Annotated in this window: 17 protein-coding genes; 7 read left to right on the top strand and 10 right to left on the bottom strand. The window is 58.4% G+C overall.

Going from position 1 to position 17,299, the window contains the following annotated elements; genetic code table 11:
- Positions 1-7 precede the first annotated feature (7 nt).
- Genes HUU60_07760 through HUU60_07750 form a run of 3 tightly spaced genes read left to right on the top strand, consistent with a single transcriptional unit; the run spans position 8 to position 2,561 of the window.
- Positions 8-988, top strand: coding sequence for an ATP-binding cassette domain-containing protein (locus tag HUU60_07760; protein ID NUL82600.1), 981 nt, complete (start codon positions 8-10; stop codon positions 986-988).
- Positions 955-1,773 carry an ABC-2 family transporter protein gene (locus tag HUU60_07755; GenBank protein ID NUL82599.1) on the top strand — a complete coding sequence of 273 codons (819 nt, stop codon included), beginning with the start codon at positions 955-957 and terminating at the stop codon, positions 1,771-1,773. Before HUU60_07760 ends, HUU60_07755 begins: the two co-directional genes overlap by 34 nt.
- On the top strand, positions 1,770-2,561 hold the full coding sequence (locus HUU60_07750; protein NUL82598.1) for an ABC-2 family transporter protein: 792 nt from the start codon (positions 1,770-1,772) through the stop codon (positions 2,559-2,561). Before HUU60_07755 ends, HUU60_07750 begins: the two co-directional genes overlap by 4 nt.
- Here HUU60_07750 and HUU60_07745 read toward each other — a convergent pair.
- The gene (locus tag HUU60_07745; protein ID NUL82597.1) at positions 2,558-3,244 is read right to left on the bottom strand and encodes a leucyl/phenylalanyl-tRNA--protein transferase; all 687 of its coding nucleotides are present in this window, start codon (positions 3,242-3,244) and stop codon (positions 2,558-2,560) included. The two genes, HUU60_07750 and HUU60_07745, sit on opposite strands and share 4 nt — an antisense overlap.
- Before the next feature lie 26 nt (positions 3,245-3,270).
- Here HUU60_07745 and HUU60_07740 point away from each other — a divergent pair, with 26 nt between their 5' ends.
- Positions 3,271-4,557: a hypothetical protein gene (locus HUU60_07740; protein NUL82596.1), complete on the top strand. Its 1,287-nt coding sequence runs from the start codon at positions 3,271-3,273 to the stop codon at positions 4,555-4,557.
- On the opposite strand, the gene HUU60_07735 is transcribed toward HUU60_07740, so the two are convergent.
- The 5 genes from HUU60_07735 to tmk are packed head-to-tail and all read right to left on the bottom strand — an operon-like array spanning position 4,484 to position 9,420.
- Positions 4,484-6,055, bottom strand: a complete 1,572-nt coding sequence (locus HUU60_07735; GenBank protein NUL82595.1) for a Ppx/GppA family phosphatase — start codon at positions 6,053-6,055, stop codon at positions 4,484-4,486. The two genes, HUU60_07740 and HUU60_07735, sit on opposite strands and share 74 nt — an antisense overlap.
- Positions 6,052-7,149, bottom strand: a complete 1,098-nt coding sequence (locus HUU60_07730) for an HD domain-containing protein (protein ID NUL82594.1) — start codon at positions 7,147-7,149, stop codon at positions 6,052-6,054. Before HUU60_07730 ends, HUU60_07735 begins: the two co-directional genes overlap by 4 nt.
- Entirely contained in the window at positions 7,146-8,039 is an 894-nt protein-coding gene (locus HUU60_07725) for a CHAD domain-containing protein (protein ID NUL82593.1), read from the bottom strand. Before HUU60_07725 ends, HUU60_07730 begins: the two co-directional genes overlap by 4 nt.
- A 2-nt stretch (positions 8,040-8,041) precedes the next feature.
- Positions 8,042-8,728 carry a thymidylate kinase gene (locus HUU60_07720; GenBank protein ID NUL82592.1) on the bottom strand — a complete coding sequence of 229 codons (687 nt, stop codon included), beginning with the start codon at positions 8,726-8,728 and terminating at the stop codon, positions 8,042-8,044.
- Positions 8,725-9,420: a dTMP kinase gene (tmk, locus tag HUU60_07715; protein NUL82591.1), complete on the bottom strand. Its 696-nt coding sequence runs from the start codon at positions 9,418-9,420 to the stop codon at positions 8,725-8,727. The genes HUU60_07720 and tmk overlap by 4 nt, the downstream gene beginning before the upstream one ends.
- Positions 9,421-9,768: 348 nt before the next feature.
- Here tmk and nuoD point away from each other — a divergent pair, with 348 nt between their 5' ends.
- Together nuoD and HUU60_07705 are read left to right on the top strand one after the other, a co-directional pair.
- Positions 9,769-10,983: an NADH dehydrogenase (quinone) subunit D gene (nuoD, locus tag HUU60_07710; GenBank protein NUL82590.1), complete on the top strand. Its 1,215-nt coding sequence runs from the start codon at positions 9,769-9,771 to the stop codon at positions 10,981-10,983.
- 132 nt (positions 10,984-11,115) lie between these two features.
- On the top strand, positions 11,116-11,769 hold the full coding sequence (locus HUU60_07705) for a PEP-CTERM sorting domain-containing protein (GenBank protein NUL82589.1): 654 nt from the start codon (positions 11,116-11,118) through the stop codon (positions 11,767-11,769).
- A 51-nt stretch (positions 11,770-11,820) separates the two neighbouring features.
- Here HUU60_07705 and HUU60_07700 read toward each other — a convergent pair whose 3' ends face one another.
- The 4 genes from HUU60_07700 to HUU60_07685 are packed head-to-tail and all read right to left on the bottom strand — an operon-like array spanning position 11,821 to position 15,379.
- Positions 11,821-12,600, bottom strand: coding sequence for an ABC transporter permease (locus HUU60_07700; protein ID NUL82588.1), 780 nt, complete (start codon positions 12,598-12,600; stop codon positions 11,821-11,823).
- Positions 12,601-12,603: 3 nt separating this feature from the next.
- Positions 12,604-13,524 carry an ABC transporter ATP-binding protein gene (locus HUU60_07695; GenBank protein ID NUL82587.1) on the bottom strand — a complete coding sequence of 307 codons (921 nt, stop codon included), beginning with the start codon at positions 13,522-13,524 and terminating at the stop codon, positions 12,604-12,606.
- Positions 13,521-14,468, bottom strand: a complete 948-nt coding sequence (locus HUU60_07690) for an ABC transporter permease subunit (protein NUL82586.1) — start codon at positions 14,466-14,468, stop codon at positions 13,521-13,523. Before HUU60_07690 ends, HUU60_07695 begins: the two co-directional genes overlap by 4 nt.
- Positions 14,465-15,379: an ABC transporter ATP-binding protein gene (locus HUU60_07685; protein ID NUL82585.1), complete on the bottom strand. Its 915-nt coding sequence runs from the start codon at positions 15,377-15,379 to the stop codon at positions 14,465-14,467. Before HUU60_07685 ends, HUU60_07690 begins: the two co-directional genes overlap by 4 nt.
- Positions 15,380-16,041: 662 nt before the next feature.
- On the opposite strand from HUU60_07685, the gene HUU60_07680 reads away from it, so the two are divergent.
- Complete coding sequence (locus HUU60_07680; GenBank protein NUL82584.1) at positions 16,042-17,274, top strand: hypothetical protein; 1,233 nt, start codon at positions 16,042-16,044, stop codon at positions 17,272-17,274.
- The last annotated feature ends 25 nt before the right edge of the window (positions 17,275-17,299 follow it).

The raw sequence follows: 17,299 nt of genomic DNA, 5'->3' as shown, positions 1-17,299 counted from the left end.
CCCTCATTTGGCCAAGATCGTCGTTCGAGGGCTTCGAAAGACGTTTCGCACTCCCGTTCGCGAGGCCGGATTCTTGGCTACGGCCAAGGGTCTGTTCGCTCGGCGATACGAGACGGTCCATGCGCTGGACGGGATCGATTTTGAGATCGAATCGGGCGAACTGACCGCCTATATCGGGCCGAACGGCGCAGGCAAATCGACCACGGTCAAGATTTTGAGCGGCATCCTGACGCCCGATTCGGGCGAATGCACGGTGGACGGCCGCACTCCCTGGCTCGATCGGATCGCACACGTTGGCCGGATTGGCGCGGTGTTCGGCCAGCGCACCCAACTGTGGTGGGATTTGCCGGTGATCGAATCGCTCGATCTGCTTCGGGTTATCTATAGCGTCGATCAGACTGCTTACCGAACGAGGCTGAACGACTTGACCGATCTGCTCGGCTTGTCGGCCTTGTTAGACGTGCCGGCCCGGCAATTGAGCCTGGGCCAACGAATGCGGTGCGACCTGGCCGCCGCGCTCGTTCACTCGCCTTCTATTCTTTTTTTAGACGAGCCAACGATCGGCTTGGACGCGCCGGCAAAGCTTGCAGTTAGGCAGTTTATCAAGGCACTTAACCAGAAAGACGGCGTTACGGTTATCCTGACCACGCACGATTTGGACGACGCAGAAGCCCTTTGCAACCGGGCGCTGGTCATCGCGAACGGCCAGATCGCTTGGGACGGGACATTAGAAGGCTTGCGCCAGCGGCTTGCGCCCGAGCGATGGTTGACTATCGACTTTGAGCATTTGGACGGCGACCCGGCGTTGGACGGTGCAGAGCTGCTCGAACGGAACGGACTACGAGCCAGTTTTCGCTACGATCCTGCCAAGACTCCGACTGCGAGTCTGATTGCCCAAGCCGCCGCGCGCTACCCGGTCGCGGACCTCTTTGTGCAGAATCCTCCAATCGAACAATGGATCGGACAAATCTACTCGGCCGACCGTTGACCGCCTTCTGGGCCATCGCCCGGGCGCGTTTTTTGTCGCTGTTGCAATATCGCACGGCGGCTGCGGCAGGCGCGTTTACCCAGATTGTCTTTGGGCTGATCCGCATCATGATATTCGAGGCGTTCTATCGATCGAGCGTTGGCGATCAGCCGCTAACCTTGGAGCAGACCATCACTTATATTTGGCTGGGTCAGGCGCTGTTCGCCCTGCAACCCTATACGATCGATGCCGATTTGCGGAATGGCATCATGACGGGGGGCGTGGTGTTCGATCTGGTCAAACCGCTCAATCTTCACTCGTTTTGGCTGGCTCGGTCGGTCTCGAATCGTCTTGCGCCGTGCCTGTTGCGCATCTTGCCGGTTCTGATCTTCGCCAGTTTCTATGGCCTCAAACCGCCCGGCGGCTGGTACGAGGGATGCGCCTTTGGCCTAGCTCTGTTCGGCGCGTTGGCAGTCTCGTCGGCGCTGTCAACGCTGATCTCGACGACCCTGATTTGGACCATTGCGGGCGATGGCGTCTCGCGCCTGTTTGTAGCCATGAGCTACCTGTTTTCCGGTCTGATCATCCCCCTTGCGCTCTTTCCCGATTGGGCGCAAAGTTTGCTGGCCATACTGCCCTTCCGCGCCATGGCCGATACGCCGTTCAACGCCTATTTAGGCCGCATACCGCCGAACGAGCTGGGGATGGCGCTGGCGCATCAATGGGGTTGGGCGATTGGTCTGGCTCTGTTCGGTCGCTGGATTACCGGTCGCGCCGTCCGACGCATCGTAACGCAGGGAGGATGAGGTTGAAAGCGCTGAGCCTGTGGGGACGATATGCGATGATCTCGCTGCGGGCGCAGATGCAGTATCGCGCGTCGTTTTGGGCGCTGCTAATCGCCTCGGTCGTCCTGCACAGCGCCGAGTTCTTTGGCATATGGGCGCTGTTCGATCGTTTTGGCCAGATTCGGGGTTGGAGCTTGGCCGAGATTGGCGTTTGCTACGGCCTGTGCGGAATCGCCTTTGCATTGGCCGAGGGATTGGGCCGAGGCTTTGACGCTTTTGCCAACATGACGCGATACGGCCATTTCGACCGGCTTCTGCTTCGCCCGCTTTCGACCGAGTTTCAGGTGGCCGCTCAAGAAGTCCAGCTGATGCGCTTGGGACGTTTGGTGCAAGCGTCGGTGGTGTTGTTGGTCAGCCTGTCGTGGCTGAATGTCGACTGGTCTCCTTCGATTGTGCTGCTTCTGATTTGGTGTTTAGTCGGCGGGTTTTGCGCGTTCTATGGGTTGCTGATCGTCCAAGCGACGATTTGCTTCTGGACCATTGAATCGTTGGAGGCGATGAACGCCATCACTTACGGCGGGGTCGAGACCGCGCAGTTTCCCTTGACGATCTATCGCGATGGATTTCGACGCTTTTTCACTTTTGTAGTCCCCGTGGCCGGGATGAACTACCTTCCCGTTACGTACTTAGTCGGCAAGGGCGGTGGCTGGGAGGTCTGGTGCGCGCCCCTGCTGGGCGCGGCATTTCTAATCGTTGCGCTTCGGTTTTGGCGGTTTGGCGCTTCTAAGTACGCATCGACCGGCAGCTAGGCGAAAGGCTCCAACGCGGGTTGTTGAGTTAAGTCGGCGAGCAGGGCAACAAACTCCTTTCTGGGCACGGCGCGAGCGCCGAGCGCCGTTGTGTGGGGCGTAATCTGTTGGCAATCGATAAACGGAACGCCCATGGTCTTGAGCCGTTGGCACAAGCGATAAAGGGCGATCTTGGAGGCATCGCTGACCCGATAGAACATGCTTTCTGCGGAGAACGACCGGCCTATGAGCACGCCATAGACGCCCCCGACGAGGCTCCCGTCTTTCCAAGCCTCGACGCTGTGCGCATGGCCCGCCCGATGCAGTTCGATGTAGGCTTCGATCATCTCTGGCGTGAGCCAGCCGCCTTCCTCGTCCTTTCTCGGTTCCGCACAGGCGCGGACGACTCGTTCGAATGCGGCGTTGTAGGTGGTTTCGAACGGGTTGTTGTTGAGCCTGCGACGAAGCGATCGGCTGACATGGAACTCGTCGACGAAGAGGATCTGTCGCGGGTCGGGCGACCACCAGAGGATCGGCTCGCCATCGATATACCACGGAAAGATGCCCTGGCTGTAAGCGTCGATCAGTCGCTCGATCGAGAGGTCTGCGCCGGCACAGAGCAGGCCGTCGAACTGCCTGAGCGCCCTATCGACCGGAGGAAAGGGCTCGAAACGAGAAATGTACGGGATCACTGAGAGAATCATAGCGCCCAGGTAGACTCTCCCTCTCTATGAACACGGTCGACAAGGCCCAATATGGCGCGTGGCGCCGAAACCTCGCGCTGCTATTGGGCGAGGTTGTGTTCTTTTTCGTCGGCTTGGCGTTCATCGACCTGTCCACTGTTCTACCCGTATTTGTTAAGAAACTGGTCAAGAGCGATGAGATCGTCGGTCTGATTCTCGGCCTGCGTGCGGTCATGCTTCTTCTCCCTCAGTTTCTCATGCCGCACTTGCTCGCGCATCGCGCTTTTGCGAAGCCCTTGCTACTGGCATTGGGCGCCATCGGTCGTCTTTCCATCCTCGGCTATGGCCTCTATATGTATAACTTTGGCGGACGAAACCCACACATAGATTTAGCGTTTTTCATCGCCGCCTTTTTGCTCTTCATGTTGATGGACGGGGCGGTATGGGCTCCTTGGACCGCTATTGTCGAGCGATCTTTGCCGCCCGAACCGCGCGCCTGGTTTTTTGGCGCCATTGTAACCATAACGGCCCTCGCATCGTTGCTGCCTGCTCTCGTTGTCGACCGATTGCTCTCGAAAGGAGCCGATTCGCAAACTTACGGCATACTTTTTCTCTGCTTTGCCGGGGCAGGATTCGTCTCCTGGCTCTGCATCTTGGGCATTCGAGAACAGCCTCGCACGGGCATTTATGACGAACCTCTGCGCTTCAGAAGCTATTTGATCGAGTTGGCGGACACTTTTCGGACCGATGTGCCGTTTCGCAAGCTTTTCCTCGGCCTAGCGTGCATGAACGCTTTTGGGATCGCCTCCACTTTTTACGTTCTGGACGCGGAATCGATTTGGAAGAGCGATTCATGGGTTGGCAAATACTTGATCGCGAGCCAGGTTGGCGGCGCTGTCGCAGGCTTGCTTTGGATTGGGATCCGCCGGCAGTGGGGCGCCCGCACAGCGCTGCTCTGCCTGGGAGCCGTTGCATTGCTCGCGCCCGCCACCGCTATTGCGACTCGGCTCGTATCGCCATGGGCCTTTACGGCTCCTTTTGTGCTACAGGGCATGATCGGCGTGGGCGCTTGGAGTCTGGCTATGGGATACATGATCGAGAACTTCCCCTCCGATCCGAGGCAAGTTATTCGCATAGGTGCGCTGAACGCGCTCACCGCCATCAGCGCAGGACTGCCGATTTTAGGCGGCGCGCTCAAGGACCGATTCGGATCCATACCCATGTACGCGGTCGCGACCGTTATCTGCCTGATCGGGTTGGTCACGATGGCGCGGGCGACAACCGTTCCAAGGACGGCGCCAGTTCGAACTCCAACTGCCGATCAAACGTCTTAAGGAACGCTTTGCCCTGAGCCTCCAGCCCCCACAATTCCAAAGCGCTGTCCGCATCGGCTGACAACTGCAACTTGGCTGCACGGGGACCCGACTTTACGAACCGTGCAGATTGAACTCGGTTGGCGTGACCGCGATCCAGGCTCTCGGCCAAACGAAGGAAGATCGCCAACACCCTCACTGCGCTCTGCGACTTGGCATCGAGCGGTCCAAATTCGGGATGCTTCCTCTTGGGCAACGATTTGCGATGATAGAACGCCGCTGACGCCATGATCGCAATCTCGGTTTGGTCGAAGCCCAACAGATCGGCATTTATAATGAAGTAGTAACTGTGCGCCTGATGGTTGCTGTAGGATAGAAACCCGCCCACATCGTGCAAAAGCGCGGCATATCGCAATAATTCGGCCTCCTGCTCGCCCAAACTGTGCAATCCAACCTCTCTCGCGCTCTCAAACATTTCCAAAGCTAACGCCGCCACTCGCTCCGCGTGCGCTTCGTCAAACCGACAGGCGCGAGCGAACTGAAGCACGCTCCAAAGCCGAATCGACCCCCTATCGCCGGCTCGGGTCAGGTAGTCCAGCAACAAGCCATGTTGCAGCCCCCGCTCGCTTACCTGAATCGACTTGAGCTTGAGTTCCTCCATTACCGTTTGGATAATCGCTGCCCCCGCAACGATAATGTCCGCCCGTTCTGGATTGATTCCCGGCGCGTTGCGCCGTTCGGCCAAAGTCATCCCGCACAACCGCGCAGCCACAGTCTGAATATCCGCCAGGGACGCCTTTAAAAGACCTTCTCGCTTTTTTTTGTATAACATTGCTTGGGCAATTTCGCACATATTGGTGATCGTGCCGCTGCTTCCAATGGTCAAATCGATGCTAAACGGCTCCAGCCGTTGTACCGCCCGGATCGTCGCGTTTCTCGCATACTCTTGCAGCCTCCCGTACTTCTTAGGCGATACGCGGTCGGAAAAGTCAACCGGAAAGAAAAGATTGGTCAGCCGCACCGAGCCTAACTTGAGCGAATCGAGGTAGTAGTGCTGATTTTGATCGCCCAGCATCAGTTCGGTGCTGCCGCCGCCGATGTCGATGAAAAGCGCGTTCTGCTTGCCAATGTTCAGCCCGCTCGACACGCCCAAATAGATTAGGCGCGCTTCCTCTCGACCCGAAACGATTCGAACGTCCAAGCCCGCCTCGTCGTGCAGCCGCAAGATCAGTTCGTCCCTGTTCTCTGCCTCGCGCGTTGCCGACGTGCCCACACAGACGATCTCTTCCGCGCCGTGGGCATCGGCCAACTGTCGGAAGGTTTTTGCAATCTGCACCGCCCGATCGATCGCTTCAGGCTCCAGCAGACCATCCCCAAACAGCCCCTCGCCCAAACGAGCGACCTCTTTTTCTTGGCGAAGGATGCTGTAGGTACGGCCGGGGTCGATCTCGGCGATGAGGATGCGAATCGAGTTCGTGCCTAAGTCGATAAAGGCCGCACGGTGAGGGCGGCCTTCTATTGCTCGCTGTTCCACCGAACCACCAACTGGCGGCCGAAAGTCTTGACAAACAGGTTGCTTTTTCGCGCCAGGCTTTCCAACTCGCCCTGTTCGTCTCCCAGTGCCTGGACTTTCAGAACAACCGCATCGCTTTGAATCTCCGTCTCCAGCGACCTGACCAGCGAACCGTGCGAATAATCGAGCGCATCGGCTACCCTCAATATTGCACTGAGTTTGCGCACAATCTCTTGATCGTCGGCCTGCAGAGCGGCAAAGTGGTCGTGCTTTTTCTTGGGCGTCGCTCGGCGATGATAACGGGCGATTGAGCCTATGATCAGGCGAAGGCGCGAATCGAAAGGCAGAATCGCGCTGGCGAGGATGATTTTGAGCGAGCGTTTGTGGTGCCCTTTCTTCCCATCGATCCAGCCGATGTCGTGCAGAATCGCGGCGATGCGCAGCTGCTCTTGCTCCTGCTCTCCAAGATCGTGCAGCTCTGAGGTCTGTTGAAAAAGCAGATCGGCCAGTCGCGCTACCTGTTGCGAATGCTCTTCTTCGTATCGGCACAGTTCGGCTAGGCGCAATACAGCGTCCTCCTCGTTCAATACATCCTCCTTAACCGCCAGATGCCGGGTTGAAACCGAGAGCCCGTCCGAGGTTAGATCGACGAGCACATACGCGCCAGTCTCTGCCAGGCTTCCCGCATGGATGATGGCGGCTGGAGATGTCTCTCGATACTCGCCCGGGACCCCGCCGCTACAAACGATCAGATCGCTGCCGTACTGTGCCGAAATCGTGCGAGACTTCTCCTCTGAATCGAGCGGTTCGGAGCACAAAAGCGCAGATCGACCGGCCACGTGCACCACGCGCTGGGATGGGGCGTTCTCGAAATAGGCGCGGCCTTCCCCCGCCAAGGGCAATGCATGGCCGTTGTGCCGCACGGCCACCGACGCCCGCGCTTCGGAAAGCAATCGCGCCGTCTCGTCTGCGTTGGCCGCGTCGCCCAACAGGTCGCCCACGCCCCAAATCGCATCGGCGCCCGCCTTTGCCGCATCGTTCAACGCCTCTTGCAACGCGGACACGTCCCCTTTCGAATCAGAAAGTACGGCAATTCTCATTGGAACTCGACTCCCTGCCAGACCGGTGCGAGGGTTTCCCAAAGTTCGGCTGCCTGGCCTCTTAATGCTACCAGACGCCGATCCAGCCAAGCCGTAAGAAAAGAGATGCCCGGCTCCAAGCCGTCAAATGCCTCTTCATCGCCAAAGTATTCGATCGTCCGCTCTCGCTCGGTCTCGATGAAACCGTCAAGATAGGACTGAAGCGCCGTCGCATCGTTGATTTCGCCCAATGCGTCCTGAAGCGATCGGCCAGCCTCGATCGGCCGATCAACGGGCAGCAACTTGCGAAAGACCTCCATCGAATAGCGTAGTTGCTTGGCCGCGATTCGTACCTTGTGCAACTCTTCGGCGGACATCGTTGCCGCGTCAAAGTCCTTTGCGTTCTTGAAAAACCGATTGAACCGCCGTGCGACCACCCGCTTTGCAAACTCAACGAGATCATCATCTGGCTGGATTTTCTCGCCTGGGTCCAGGGCCTCCATCTGCGCGAGAGTTTTGGCCCCGGCTAGCTTCGATGCGTCCACGACCGCCGTTCGGCTGATCTTTTCCCTCCCCTGTTTAAGCCTCAAGATGATTCGTTCGATGCCTAATCGGGCTTCTGCTGGAGCCTCCTCAAGCGAGGATTCCGCCAAATCGATCATGATGTCCATATCGCGAACTTCGGAAAAGCCAAATCCAGCTCGGCTGATCCATTTGCGCCAACGTCGCGCATTGTCCGGCAGTTCGCTCTCAAAAACCTTGATCGCCGCCCGCGCCCGCCGACAGGCGACCCGAGCCTGATGGATCGCTTCCGCTTCCCCGCTCTCTTGGACTTCTAACAGACGCTCGAGCAGAACTCGAGCTCGCTTAGCGATCGCTCTGCCTGCGTACTTCGCCGTCGAATCGGACATCGCTATCGCCCCTCCAATGCCAGTATGTGAACCTTCAACTCCTCAAACACTTCCAAAGCACTCCGATCGGCGTCGATAGTAACAAATCCGAACTTGGCCGCCATCGCATCGAACTGGTCGCGCAGCCGCGATTGGTATTCGATAAAAGAATCGTAGTAGTTGTCGGCCATGCCCAAGTCCATGCCGCATTCCCAGTAGTTAAAGCCCCGACCGTGCACCATACGGGCAGCAAGCGTATCGATCTCTGCCCTCAGATAGAGCGCAATGTCCGGCACGAGCGCAAAACCGTAGACCTTCTCTGCCCAGTCCGTGTCTGCGCCGCGCGCCACATCCCGCGCGACAATAGAGTAAAAGTAGCGGTCCGAAAGCACGTGCAGGCCGGCTTTGAGTGCGGGGATCACTTGATTTTCCAACCGATCGGCAAAGTCGGTCGCATAAAACAGGCTCATCGTCAAACGCCCCAGCGTGTGGCCGGACATGGCCGCGTCGATACCCGGTTGGGTCAACGGCGAACGTGCCAATCCGGTGTCTGCCACGCCGTAGCCCTCCGTCTCCAGCCATTGGCGCAAAAGCTCGATCTGGGTCGACCGCCCGACGCCGTCGTTTCCCTCAAGCACGATCAACTTGCCTGGAAGCTCGCCGATCTGGGCGTAAGGCAAGCCCGCGCCGTAAAATTGCGCCTGGCTCAACGCCTTGCGCTCCCGGGCGCCGTCAACAACGGCAGCCCCTGCCAGTCTTTCAAGGCGTCGGATGTGATCTGCCGCACCTGGCGCTGCTGATCGGCGATGGGCAGGCTGGCGTCGATGACGGTAAAGCCGTACTCGTCGACCATGCGTTCGTACTCCTGGGCGATGCGCTCCTGAAACAGGCGGAAACTCGTAACGCGGTTCTCGCTCAGCCCCAGATCCATGCCCGCTTCGTAATATTTGATCTTGGATCGGGCGGCCAAGATGCGGTCCACGGCCACATCCAGGGGCGTGCGAAAGTAGAAAACAATGTCGGGCAGCGGCGCGAACGAGTAGAGATTCCGCACCCAGCCCGGATCGACGCCCCGGGCCACGTCGCGAGCGAAGCCGGTAAAGGCGTAGCGATCCATCAGTACGATGACGCCCGCCTTTAGCAGGGGTAGCACGTTCTTCTCCCATCGGTCGGCAAAATCGGCGGCCTGGATAAGGCTGAAGCTGGTGGGGGTAAAGGCTCGGCGCTGCTTGCCCAGGCGCGTGGTGCTTTTGACCACCTCGGACGAGTTCCACTCGCTAAAGTAGACCGCGCGGCCCTGGGACTGCAGATAGGTGTAAAGAAGATCGACCTGAGTGGACTTGCCGCTACCGTCCACGCCCTCGACGACGATCAGTTTTCCGGGATGAATGTTCGCGCGCACGGTCAAGATTATACTTGGGGATTGGGTTTCTTAACCGAACCTTAACGTTGTGCCCAGGCTCGATTCGTGCTCAGTTTTGTGCTACATTTTCTCAGATTCCCGTTCGTTCGTTGCACGTGTGGGAGTCCGATCGTCCGGAACGCCAGGCTGCTGCCTGGCAAAAGTCCTTGCCGCCCTTCCGGGCGGCGTTCCGGCCGTCGCCTCGCGGGGACGCTCGGCCTCCCGAAGGCGCTAGAAACGAACGGGAATCTGCGAAAATGTAGCACAATTTTAGGTACGAATCAGACCCTCTCCGCTTGATTACGGAGCGCTCCATGTGATAAAATTCACAAGCGCACCGGAGGCGACATGAACCAGCCCGTCATCCCACCCCCATCGGCCACCTACCACCGATCCGAAGAAGGCACCATGATCATCAACATGGGCCCCCAGCACCCCAGCACCCACGGAGTGCTGCGCGTCATCTGCGAACTAGAGGGCGAGACGATCGTCAATGCCGAGTGCGTCATCGGATACCTGCATACGGGCATGGAAAAGGAGGCCGAGTATCTGACCTACCATAAAGCGCTGCCCATGACCGACCGGATGGACTATCTCTCGGCCAATAACAATAACCTCGCCTTTGTCTTGCCCATCGAGAAGATTCTGGGTATCGATATTCCGCCCCGCGCGCAGTATCTTCGCGTCATCTTGTGCGAACTGAGCCGACTGGCCAGCCACTGCGTTTGGCTGGGCACCCACGCGCTGGACATTGGCGCGATGACCGTCTTCTTCTACATCTTTAAGGAGCGAGAGAAGATCCTCGACCTGTTCGAGATGATGTCGGGCGTGCGGATGATGCCCAGTTGGATCTGCCCGGGCGGGCTGCGCGGCGACATGCCAGAGGGCTGGGACGACCGACTGAGACTCTTGCTGAGCGAAATGCCCGCTACGATCAAGGAGTGCGAGGACCTGCTCACCTCTAACCCTATCTGGGTCGGGCGGACACAAGGCGTAGGCGTTATCACGACTGAAGAGTGCATGGCGATCGGCGTCAGCGGGCCGACCATTCGCGCCTCGGGGCTGGCCTGGGACATTCGCAAGAGCAACCCCTATTCGGGCTATGAGAATTTTGAGTTTCAAATCCCAACCACCGAAAACTCCGACGTGTTCGACCGCTACCTGGTGCGTTTGGCGGAGATGAAAGAGAGCCTCAAAATCATTCGCCAAGCCATCGATAACCTGCCGGACGGGCCGGTTGTAACGGACGACCGAAAGGTGGTTCCGCCGCCCCGAGGCGAGATCGACAGCAGTATGGAAGGACTGATTCATTGGTTCAAGATTCACACCGAGGGCTTTCGTCCGCCGGTTGGCGAGGCCTATGTGCCGATCGAATCGCCCAAGGGCGAGTTGGGCTTCTACTTCGTCAGCGACGGCTCGCCGCGTCCTTTCCGAATGCACACCCGAGCGCCCAGCTTTATGAATCTGCAGGCGCTAGCTAAGATGTGTCGCGGCCGTTTGATAGCCGACGTGGTGGCCATCATCGGAAGCATCGATATCGTGTTGGGCGAAATCGACCGCTAAATCTCCTCGTAAAGATGCCAGAATTCTCCTATCAGCGCACCAGTGCGAGGATAATTGGCTCTTTTTGCGCTACAGCTTCGTTTCGAGAAGGCGAATTGCCTTCATACAAAACCGAAACGGAGGAACCTCTAGATGCTTCAACTTCGAAATTTGCTAGTAGCCGCGGCCTTGGTCGCCGTGGTCGGCGCAAACGCCAACGGCACGATTTACGAACAGGCCTACGACGGAACGAGCAGTGGCGCAGTCGCTCAGGACTTTACCGACTTTCCAACCTTCTCGTCCTTTGAGTTCGACGACTTTATGGTTTCCGATCCTCAATGGAACATCAAGAAAGTCACCATCTATGGTTTGGAACAGGGCAATCCCAACTTCAACATTGATGCTCGGTTAGTCATCACCCAGAATCCGAGCATGACGGCGCCCGGCACCATTTACCATTCTGATGCTGGCGGCGTTTTGGCTGGCAACAACCTCGAGTTCAATGTCCCGTTCAACTTGACGACCGGCGCCTACTACATCGGCGCTTGGGTTAGCCGACCTTTCAGCGGCGGCGGACAGTGGTTCTGGCTGCGCACTACGCCGGTTAGCGGCGGCGAGCATTGGTTCCAGAATCCGGGCGGCGGCTTCGGCTTCGGTAGCAATCCGGTGCCCGGTAGTGTTGTCTTCAATTCGGCTGCGGACTTGGCTTTCAAGATCGAGGGCACGGTCGTTCCCGAGCCTGCCAGCATGATCGCTCTTCTCGGCGGTCTGGCCGGCATGGGTCTGCGACGCATCCGACGCAACTAATCAAGTCTGTCCGTAATGCATCGATAGGCCGCTCGCTTGGATAGGGGCGGCCTATTCTGCGTCTTCCTTAGGCACATACTCCTTGTAGGAGAAGACAATCAGCGAAGCGATCACGCTTAGCAAGATTACGACGGTTAAGACGATCCATGCCTCTCTTCTAGAGATGACTGCAGGCGATATGGCGGCCAAGAATTCGCGGATGTCTTGAGAGTCCATTTCGACCTCGGGATGCGGCGCCAATCGTCGAACATAGCCCACCAATGCCAACTTGCCAAAATTGCCCGGCAGCGTCGGCGCCCACGATTCCCAGCCAAAGATGAACAGCAGACCCACGATCAGCGGCCTGGGGATGATCGTCGCCACGAACATAAAAACGCCCGCATAGGCCATTGCGCCGACCGGAATGATGGCCAGGTCCAGCCAGATCTGCGTATGACCAAACGCGCCCCCGCCAAACAGAACCAAGGCCAATAGAAGGATCGACAATGCCGTTACGGCGGAAGAGCCAACGACAGCCGCAATATAACGAGTCAGCAACAACCGCCATCGGGGCAGCGGGCGCGTCAATAGATAGACGATGGTCTTCTGCTCCAACTCTTGCGACACCGTGCCGCAACCGTTGACCACCGCTGTAATCACTAGCACGAACCCTTGAATGAGCGAGATGACGATCGCGTGGTAGCCGTCCGAAACGCTAAACTCGTCGCCCGCAAATCGCTTAAAGAAGAGGGCGATCAGCGCGGGGAGCAAGACCAAAGTCAGCCCCACCAGCATTCGCCGGGGCCGCATCAGATCGCGCAATGCGTTCAGCAACAGATAATATTCAGGCATTGCTCATCCCTTCACCAAGTAGCGGAAGACCGACTCCAAATTGTTGTCGGGCGAGGAGAACTCCGTTACCACAAAGCCGCCTTCCAGCACGATCTCGGGAAACTGCGCGTAGAACTCGTTGGGCCGGTTGGTGCGAATGTCCAACCGGTCATCCTGAGTCCGGTCTAGACTCGCGCTGACCACGCTCGGCATTGCGATCAGGCGCTCGGCCAAACGACGGGGGTCTGGCGCGCGAATAGCCACCTGGTGAGGATGTTTGTCGATCAGTTCGCGCAGCGCGTAAACGTCGCCCTGGGCCAAGAGGCGGCCGTAGCTCATCAGCAGGATGTTTTTGGTCATGCTCTCGACTTCGTACAGAATGTGGCTGCTGACGACGATGCATTTGCCCCTTTGCGCGAGGCCAAAGAGAAGCTCGACGACCTCGCGCCGGCCGACCGGATCCAGGCCGTTTAAAGGTTCGTCCAGAATCAGCACGTCCGGGTCGTGTATGATCGCCTGCGCCAGCTTGATCCTCTGTCTCATCCCCTTGCTGTAGCCGGCGATGCGACGGTCGGCGTTTGCGGTCATGCCCACCCGCTCGATGGCGTCGTTGGCCTCGCTGTGCAGCCGTTTGCCGGACAAGCCGCTTAGGGAGGCCAGCATAACGGTCATTTCGCGGCCGGACATCTCTTCGTAGCATTTCTCGATCTCGGGGCAGTAACCAAGCCTGCGAAGCACGTCGCTGTTGGCAAAGGGCGCCTGGCCCAGCAGGCTCACGCTGCCCGTAGTCGGGCGAAGTTGGCCCGTTACCAGCTTCATCAGGGTTGATTTGCCTGCGCCGTTTGGCCCTAAGAGCGCGGTAATCCCCGGGCCGATCTCACAGGTTACGTCGTTAATTCCAATGACTTGCCCGTACCAGCGCGAGGCGTTCTCCAATCGGATCATCCGCGGACGACCTCCACGGCCTTGATTCGAATGCGAGCCGCTAAGAGAAAGGCAAAACAGAGGATGAGAGCAATCGCTACAATGAAGATCCAGTTGGGCGGTTCGATCTCGTGAATGATGAGACCCCGTCGTCGGCTTTGGTCCCAGGGCCTTAGGATGATGCCCAGCGCGTTTTGCTGAAGGCTGTTGATCAATCCTTGAACGCTCAGATTGCGCTCGAAAACGCCCTCGCCCAACTGACCTTGATACTTGAGCGCCCAGAACGTGTTCGCAGCAACGTTCGACACAAAGTAGATGCCCGCATAGACTGCGCCCGCGATCCTGGGCGTTTTGGACCAGGCAGACACGCCCATCATCAAAGAGGAATGGATGAGCGCGGGCGCCGCGCAAGCCAGGATCATCCTGAAAAAGAGCAAAGGCTCTTGTTGGAAGAACCCTTCGTTATAGTAGCTGGCCGCGCAGAAGATAAAAAAGACCATCGCGGGCAGAAAGGCCGACAGAAACAGAATGCCGAACAGGCCGAAAAACTTGCCCATCAGATAGTCGAGCTTGGTGATCGGCTTGGACAGATAGACCATCAGCGCGTTGGTCTGGTTGTCCGCCGAGATCATTCCCGATCCCAAGAGCAGCGTCATCAAGAAGAGGAAGAACTTCTGCCACGAGAGGCCCGCAAAGAGCGCCGAGGCAAACATCTGGCCTTTGGTGTTGTCGAAGAAAAAGTTGGGCGATTCTGACGGCGCCTGCGTCTGCAGATAGAGGATCAGGATGATGAAAAGATGCGGCAGCGTGCTGAGAGAGACCAGAATCCAAAAGCCCTTGTTCTTGAACGCCAGCCGAAAGGCATTGATGGAGATGGCCAGCCACCGCGCCGACCGACCGCGCACCGGACCTTGAAAGTGGCGATAGCTGAGGTCGGAAATGGTCGAAGCGGGCTGGTCGCTCATTCGATGGCCTCCATAAAAACCTCTTCCAGCGTCCGCGCTGCCGGTCTAAAGCCGCGCACCTGCGCGTCGGCTTCTTTGGCCACCTGAAACAGCCACGCTCCGACCTGATCGCCGGGCACGGGCGCCTGCAGTCGATACTGGTTGCCAAGCCTTCGTGCGATGCTGCCTCCCTTGGCCGCTATCAGCGTCTCGAACGCTTCGCTGGGGTGGAGAAGCTCGGCATCGATCATATCCATGGACGAACGCCTAAGCTGCTCGATGGGGCCTTCGGCCGCGACTTTGCCCTGCCGCAGAACGATCACATGGTCGCACGCTCGCTCGATGTCGGGCAACAGATGCGACGACACGACCACGTTCACGCCTTTGTCGTGCGAGACGTCGCGGATCAGCCCCAGCATCTCTTCTCGCCCGTCCGGATCGAGGCCGTTGGTCGGCTCGTCCAGCAGGAGCAATCGCGGGCCGTGCACCAGCGCCTGAGCTAACTTGATGCGCTGTTTCATACCGGTCGAATAGGTTTCGATGTTGCGATACCGCGCCTCGCCCAGTCCGCAGTACTGTAGCGTCTCGTGCGCGCGGCGCAAGGCGTCGGCGGGCCTCATACCGCACAATTCGCCGGTAAAGGCTACAAAACTGACGGCGTTCATGCCCGGGATGTGGCAGTCTTGCTCGGGCATCAGCCCTACCTGGCGTCGAATATCCAGCCCGTCGCCCTTGATGTCGTAGCCGAAAACCGAACCTGTGCCGGAGGAAGGGGAGATAAAGCCGAGGAGCGCTTTGAGAAGCGTGGTCTTGCCTGCTCCGTTGGGGCCCAACAGGCCGACGGCGCCCTCGGGCACCTGAACGGTGAGGTCGGAAACAGCGACCTTGTCGCCGTATTTGACGGTCAGATTGCTGATATCGGCGACGGCCATTTCCTTTCTCTACGTTTCGTGGCCGCTCTGTAGTTTCCTGCCAAGCCGGGAACTTTGGTTTTCGGGTCGGCGTATTTTGATGTATCATCCCATGAGCTTCGGCTCATCTCGCTCAGGAGGCGAACGCAATGAAGCGATTGTCGAAGTTGCCGTTTTCATCTCCCAGCCATTCGCGGGGGGGGGGTAGAACCGCCCTGTCCGCACTGACCGCGCTTTCTCTGTTGTTTTTGACCCAGGACGTTTATTCTCAGCCCAGCATCGACATCGAACTCGGTTGATATTCCGAGGAAGGCTATTCTGCAGGCGAGGGCCAGAAACTTGACGAGGGCCGAGACATCGCCTTTTGGAAGCCCGCATCCAATCATGATGGATACGTCAGCGTTACCGGCTATGTTACGGTTACCAACGCTCAGTACCACTCCTGGGGCACATTCCGCTATGACGGCTGTACCGGACAGAAGCTTTGGGGGCGCCTCTATCCTGCTAATGAATCCGAGAACCTCGCTCCTTCAGGCAACGCGGAGCCGATCGCGGTCGGGGTCGATTCGTCCGGCAACACCTATGTTACCGGTTGGGCCGAGTTCGGCGCTCTAGGCGAAAAGGATATCGTAACGCTCAAATATGCGCCGTCCGGCGATAGACTGTGGGCGCGGCGGCTCCAGATGGCCGGCAACCAAGAGCCTAAAGCCATGGTCGTGGAGCCGAACGGCAAGGTCTACATCGCGGGATGGACGACCAACGCCGAGTTCTCCACCGACACCGACCTGTTGACCGTCGCCTACGACACGACCGATTCTGAAGAGGATGAAATCTGGACGCAGGTGCTGGACGTTGCCGGGCGAGCGGGCGAAGCGCGAGCGATCGCCGTGCACGGCGACCATGTTGCGGTCGCAGGATGGCAGAACAGCGCCTCCAACCGGGACATGATCGTAATTAAGTACGACAAGAGCGACGGCGATACGGTCTGGAGCCTCGGACAGTCGAACCTGCCCTACTTTATCTACAACGGATACGGCAACGGGCACGACCAGGCTAATGCGGTGGCGGTCGGCTCTGGCGGCATAATCTATGCGGCCGGCAAGTCCTATTTTTCGTCTGCCCGCAAGGAGGACTACTGCGTGATCAAGCTGACCTCGTCCGGCGAACTGTCCACCACTTGGGGCACGCTGACGGGCGCTATCGAAGAACCGGTGGTCGGCGCGCGGCACTACAACGGCAGCGGCAACGACGACGACGAGATCTTGGCGCTCTGCATCGACGGCAATCAAAGGCCGGTGATGACGGGGCGAAGTCACGAGGGATTTGGGCGGCTTTATGATGCTACCACGATCGTCTATTCGGGCAATGGCGACCGCGCAACCGGCTGGCCGCATAGTTTCTCTTCCCAAGGCTTGTTTGCCGATCGAGGCAACGATGTGAGCGTGGACAACCGTAACAACGTCTACGTTGCGGGGGTCGCGCGCGGCGCCGAATCTCATGACGACTATCTGATCGTCAAGTACTCCGGAAACGGTAGTGCGCCAATTGGAGTTCTAATCGTCGATCCAGCGGGCCGCAAGATGAAAGACGAAGCCGTGGCGCTCGCCGTCGACCCAGAAAGCCAACGCGCTTATGTTACCGGCACGGTGAAGTGGGAAGGTTTGAACGAGTGTCCAGACCCGCCGCAAGGTTGCCAAGAGAAGTCGGAGCAGATCGGCACGCTCCATGTCTTCTCGGTAATCCGACCCGGAGACGTGGATCGGGATGGCGACATCGACGACGCAGACCTGGCTATCGTTCTGGAGCAATTTGGCCAGACCTGTAGCGGTTGCAACGCAGATCTGAACGACGATGGGGCTATCGACGATACGGACCTGGCCATCGTTCTGACGAACTTTGGCCTGTGCGGATCCTAGGAATCCGTCCGCAAGGGGGCCTTTT

This window comes from Armatimonadota bacterium (assembly GCA_013359125.1).
In the GTDB taxonomy this organism is placed as follows: Bacteria; Armatimonadota; Fimbriimonadia; order Fimbriimonadales; family GBS-DC; genus JABWCR01.
This window is presented reverse-complemented; position numbering and strand designations above follow the sequence as displayed.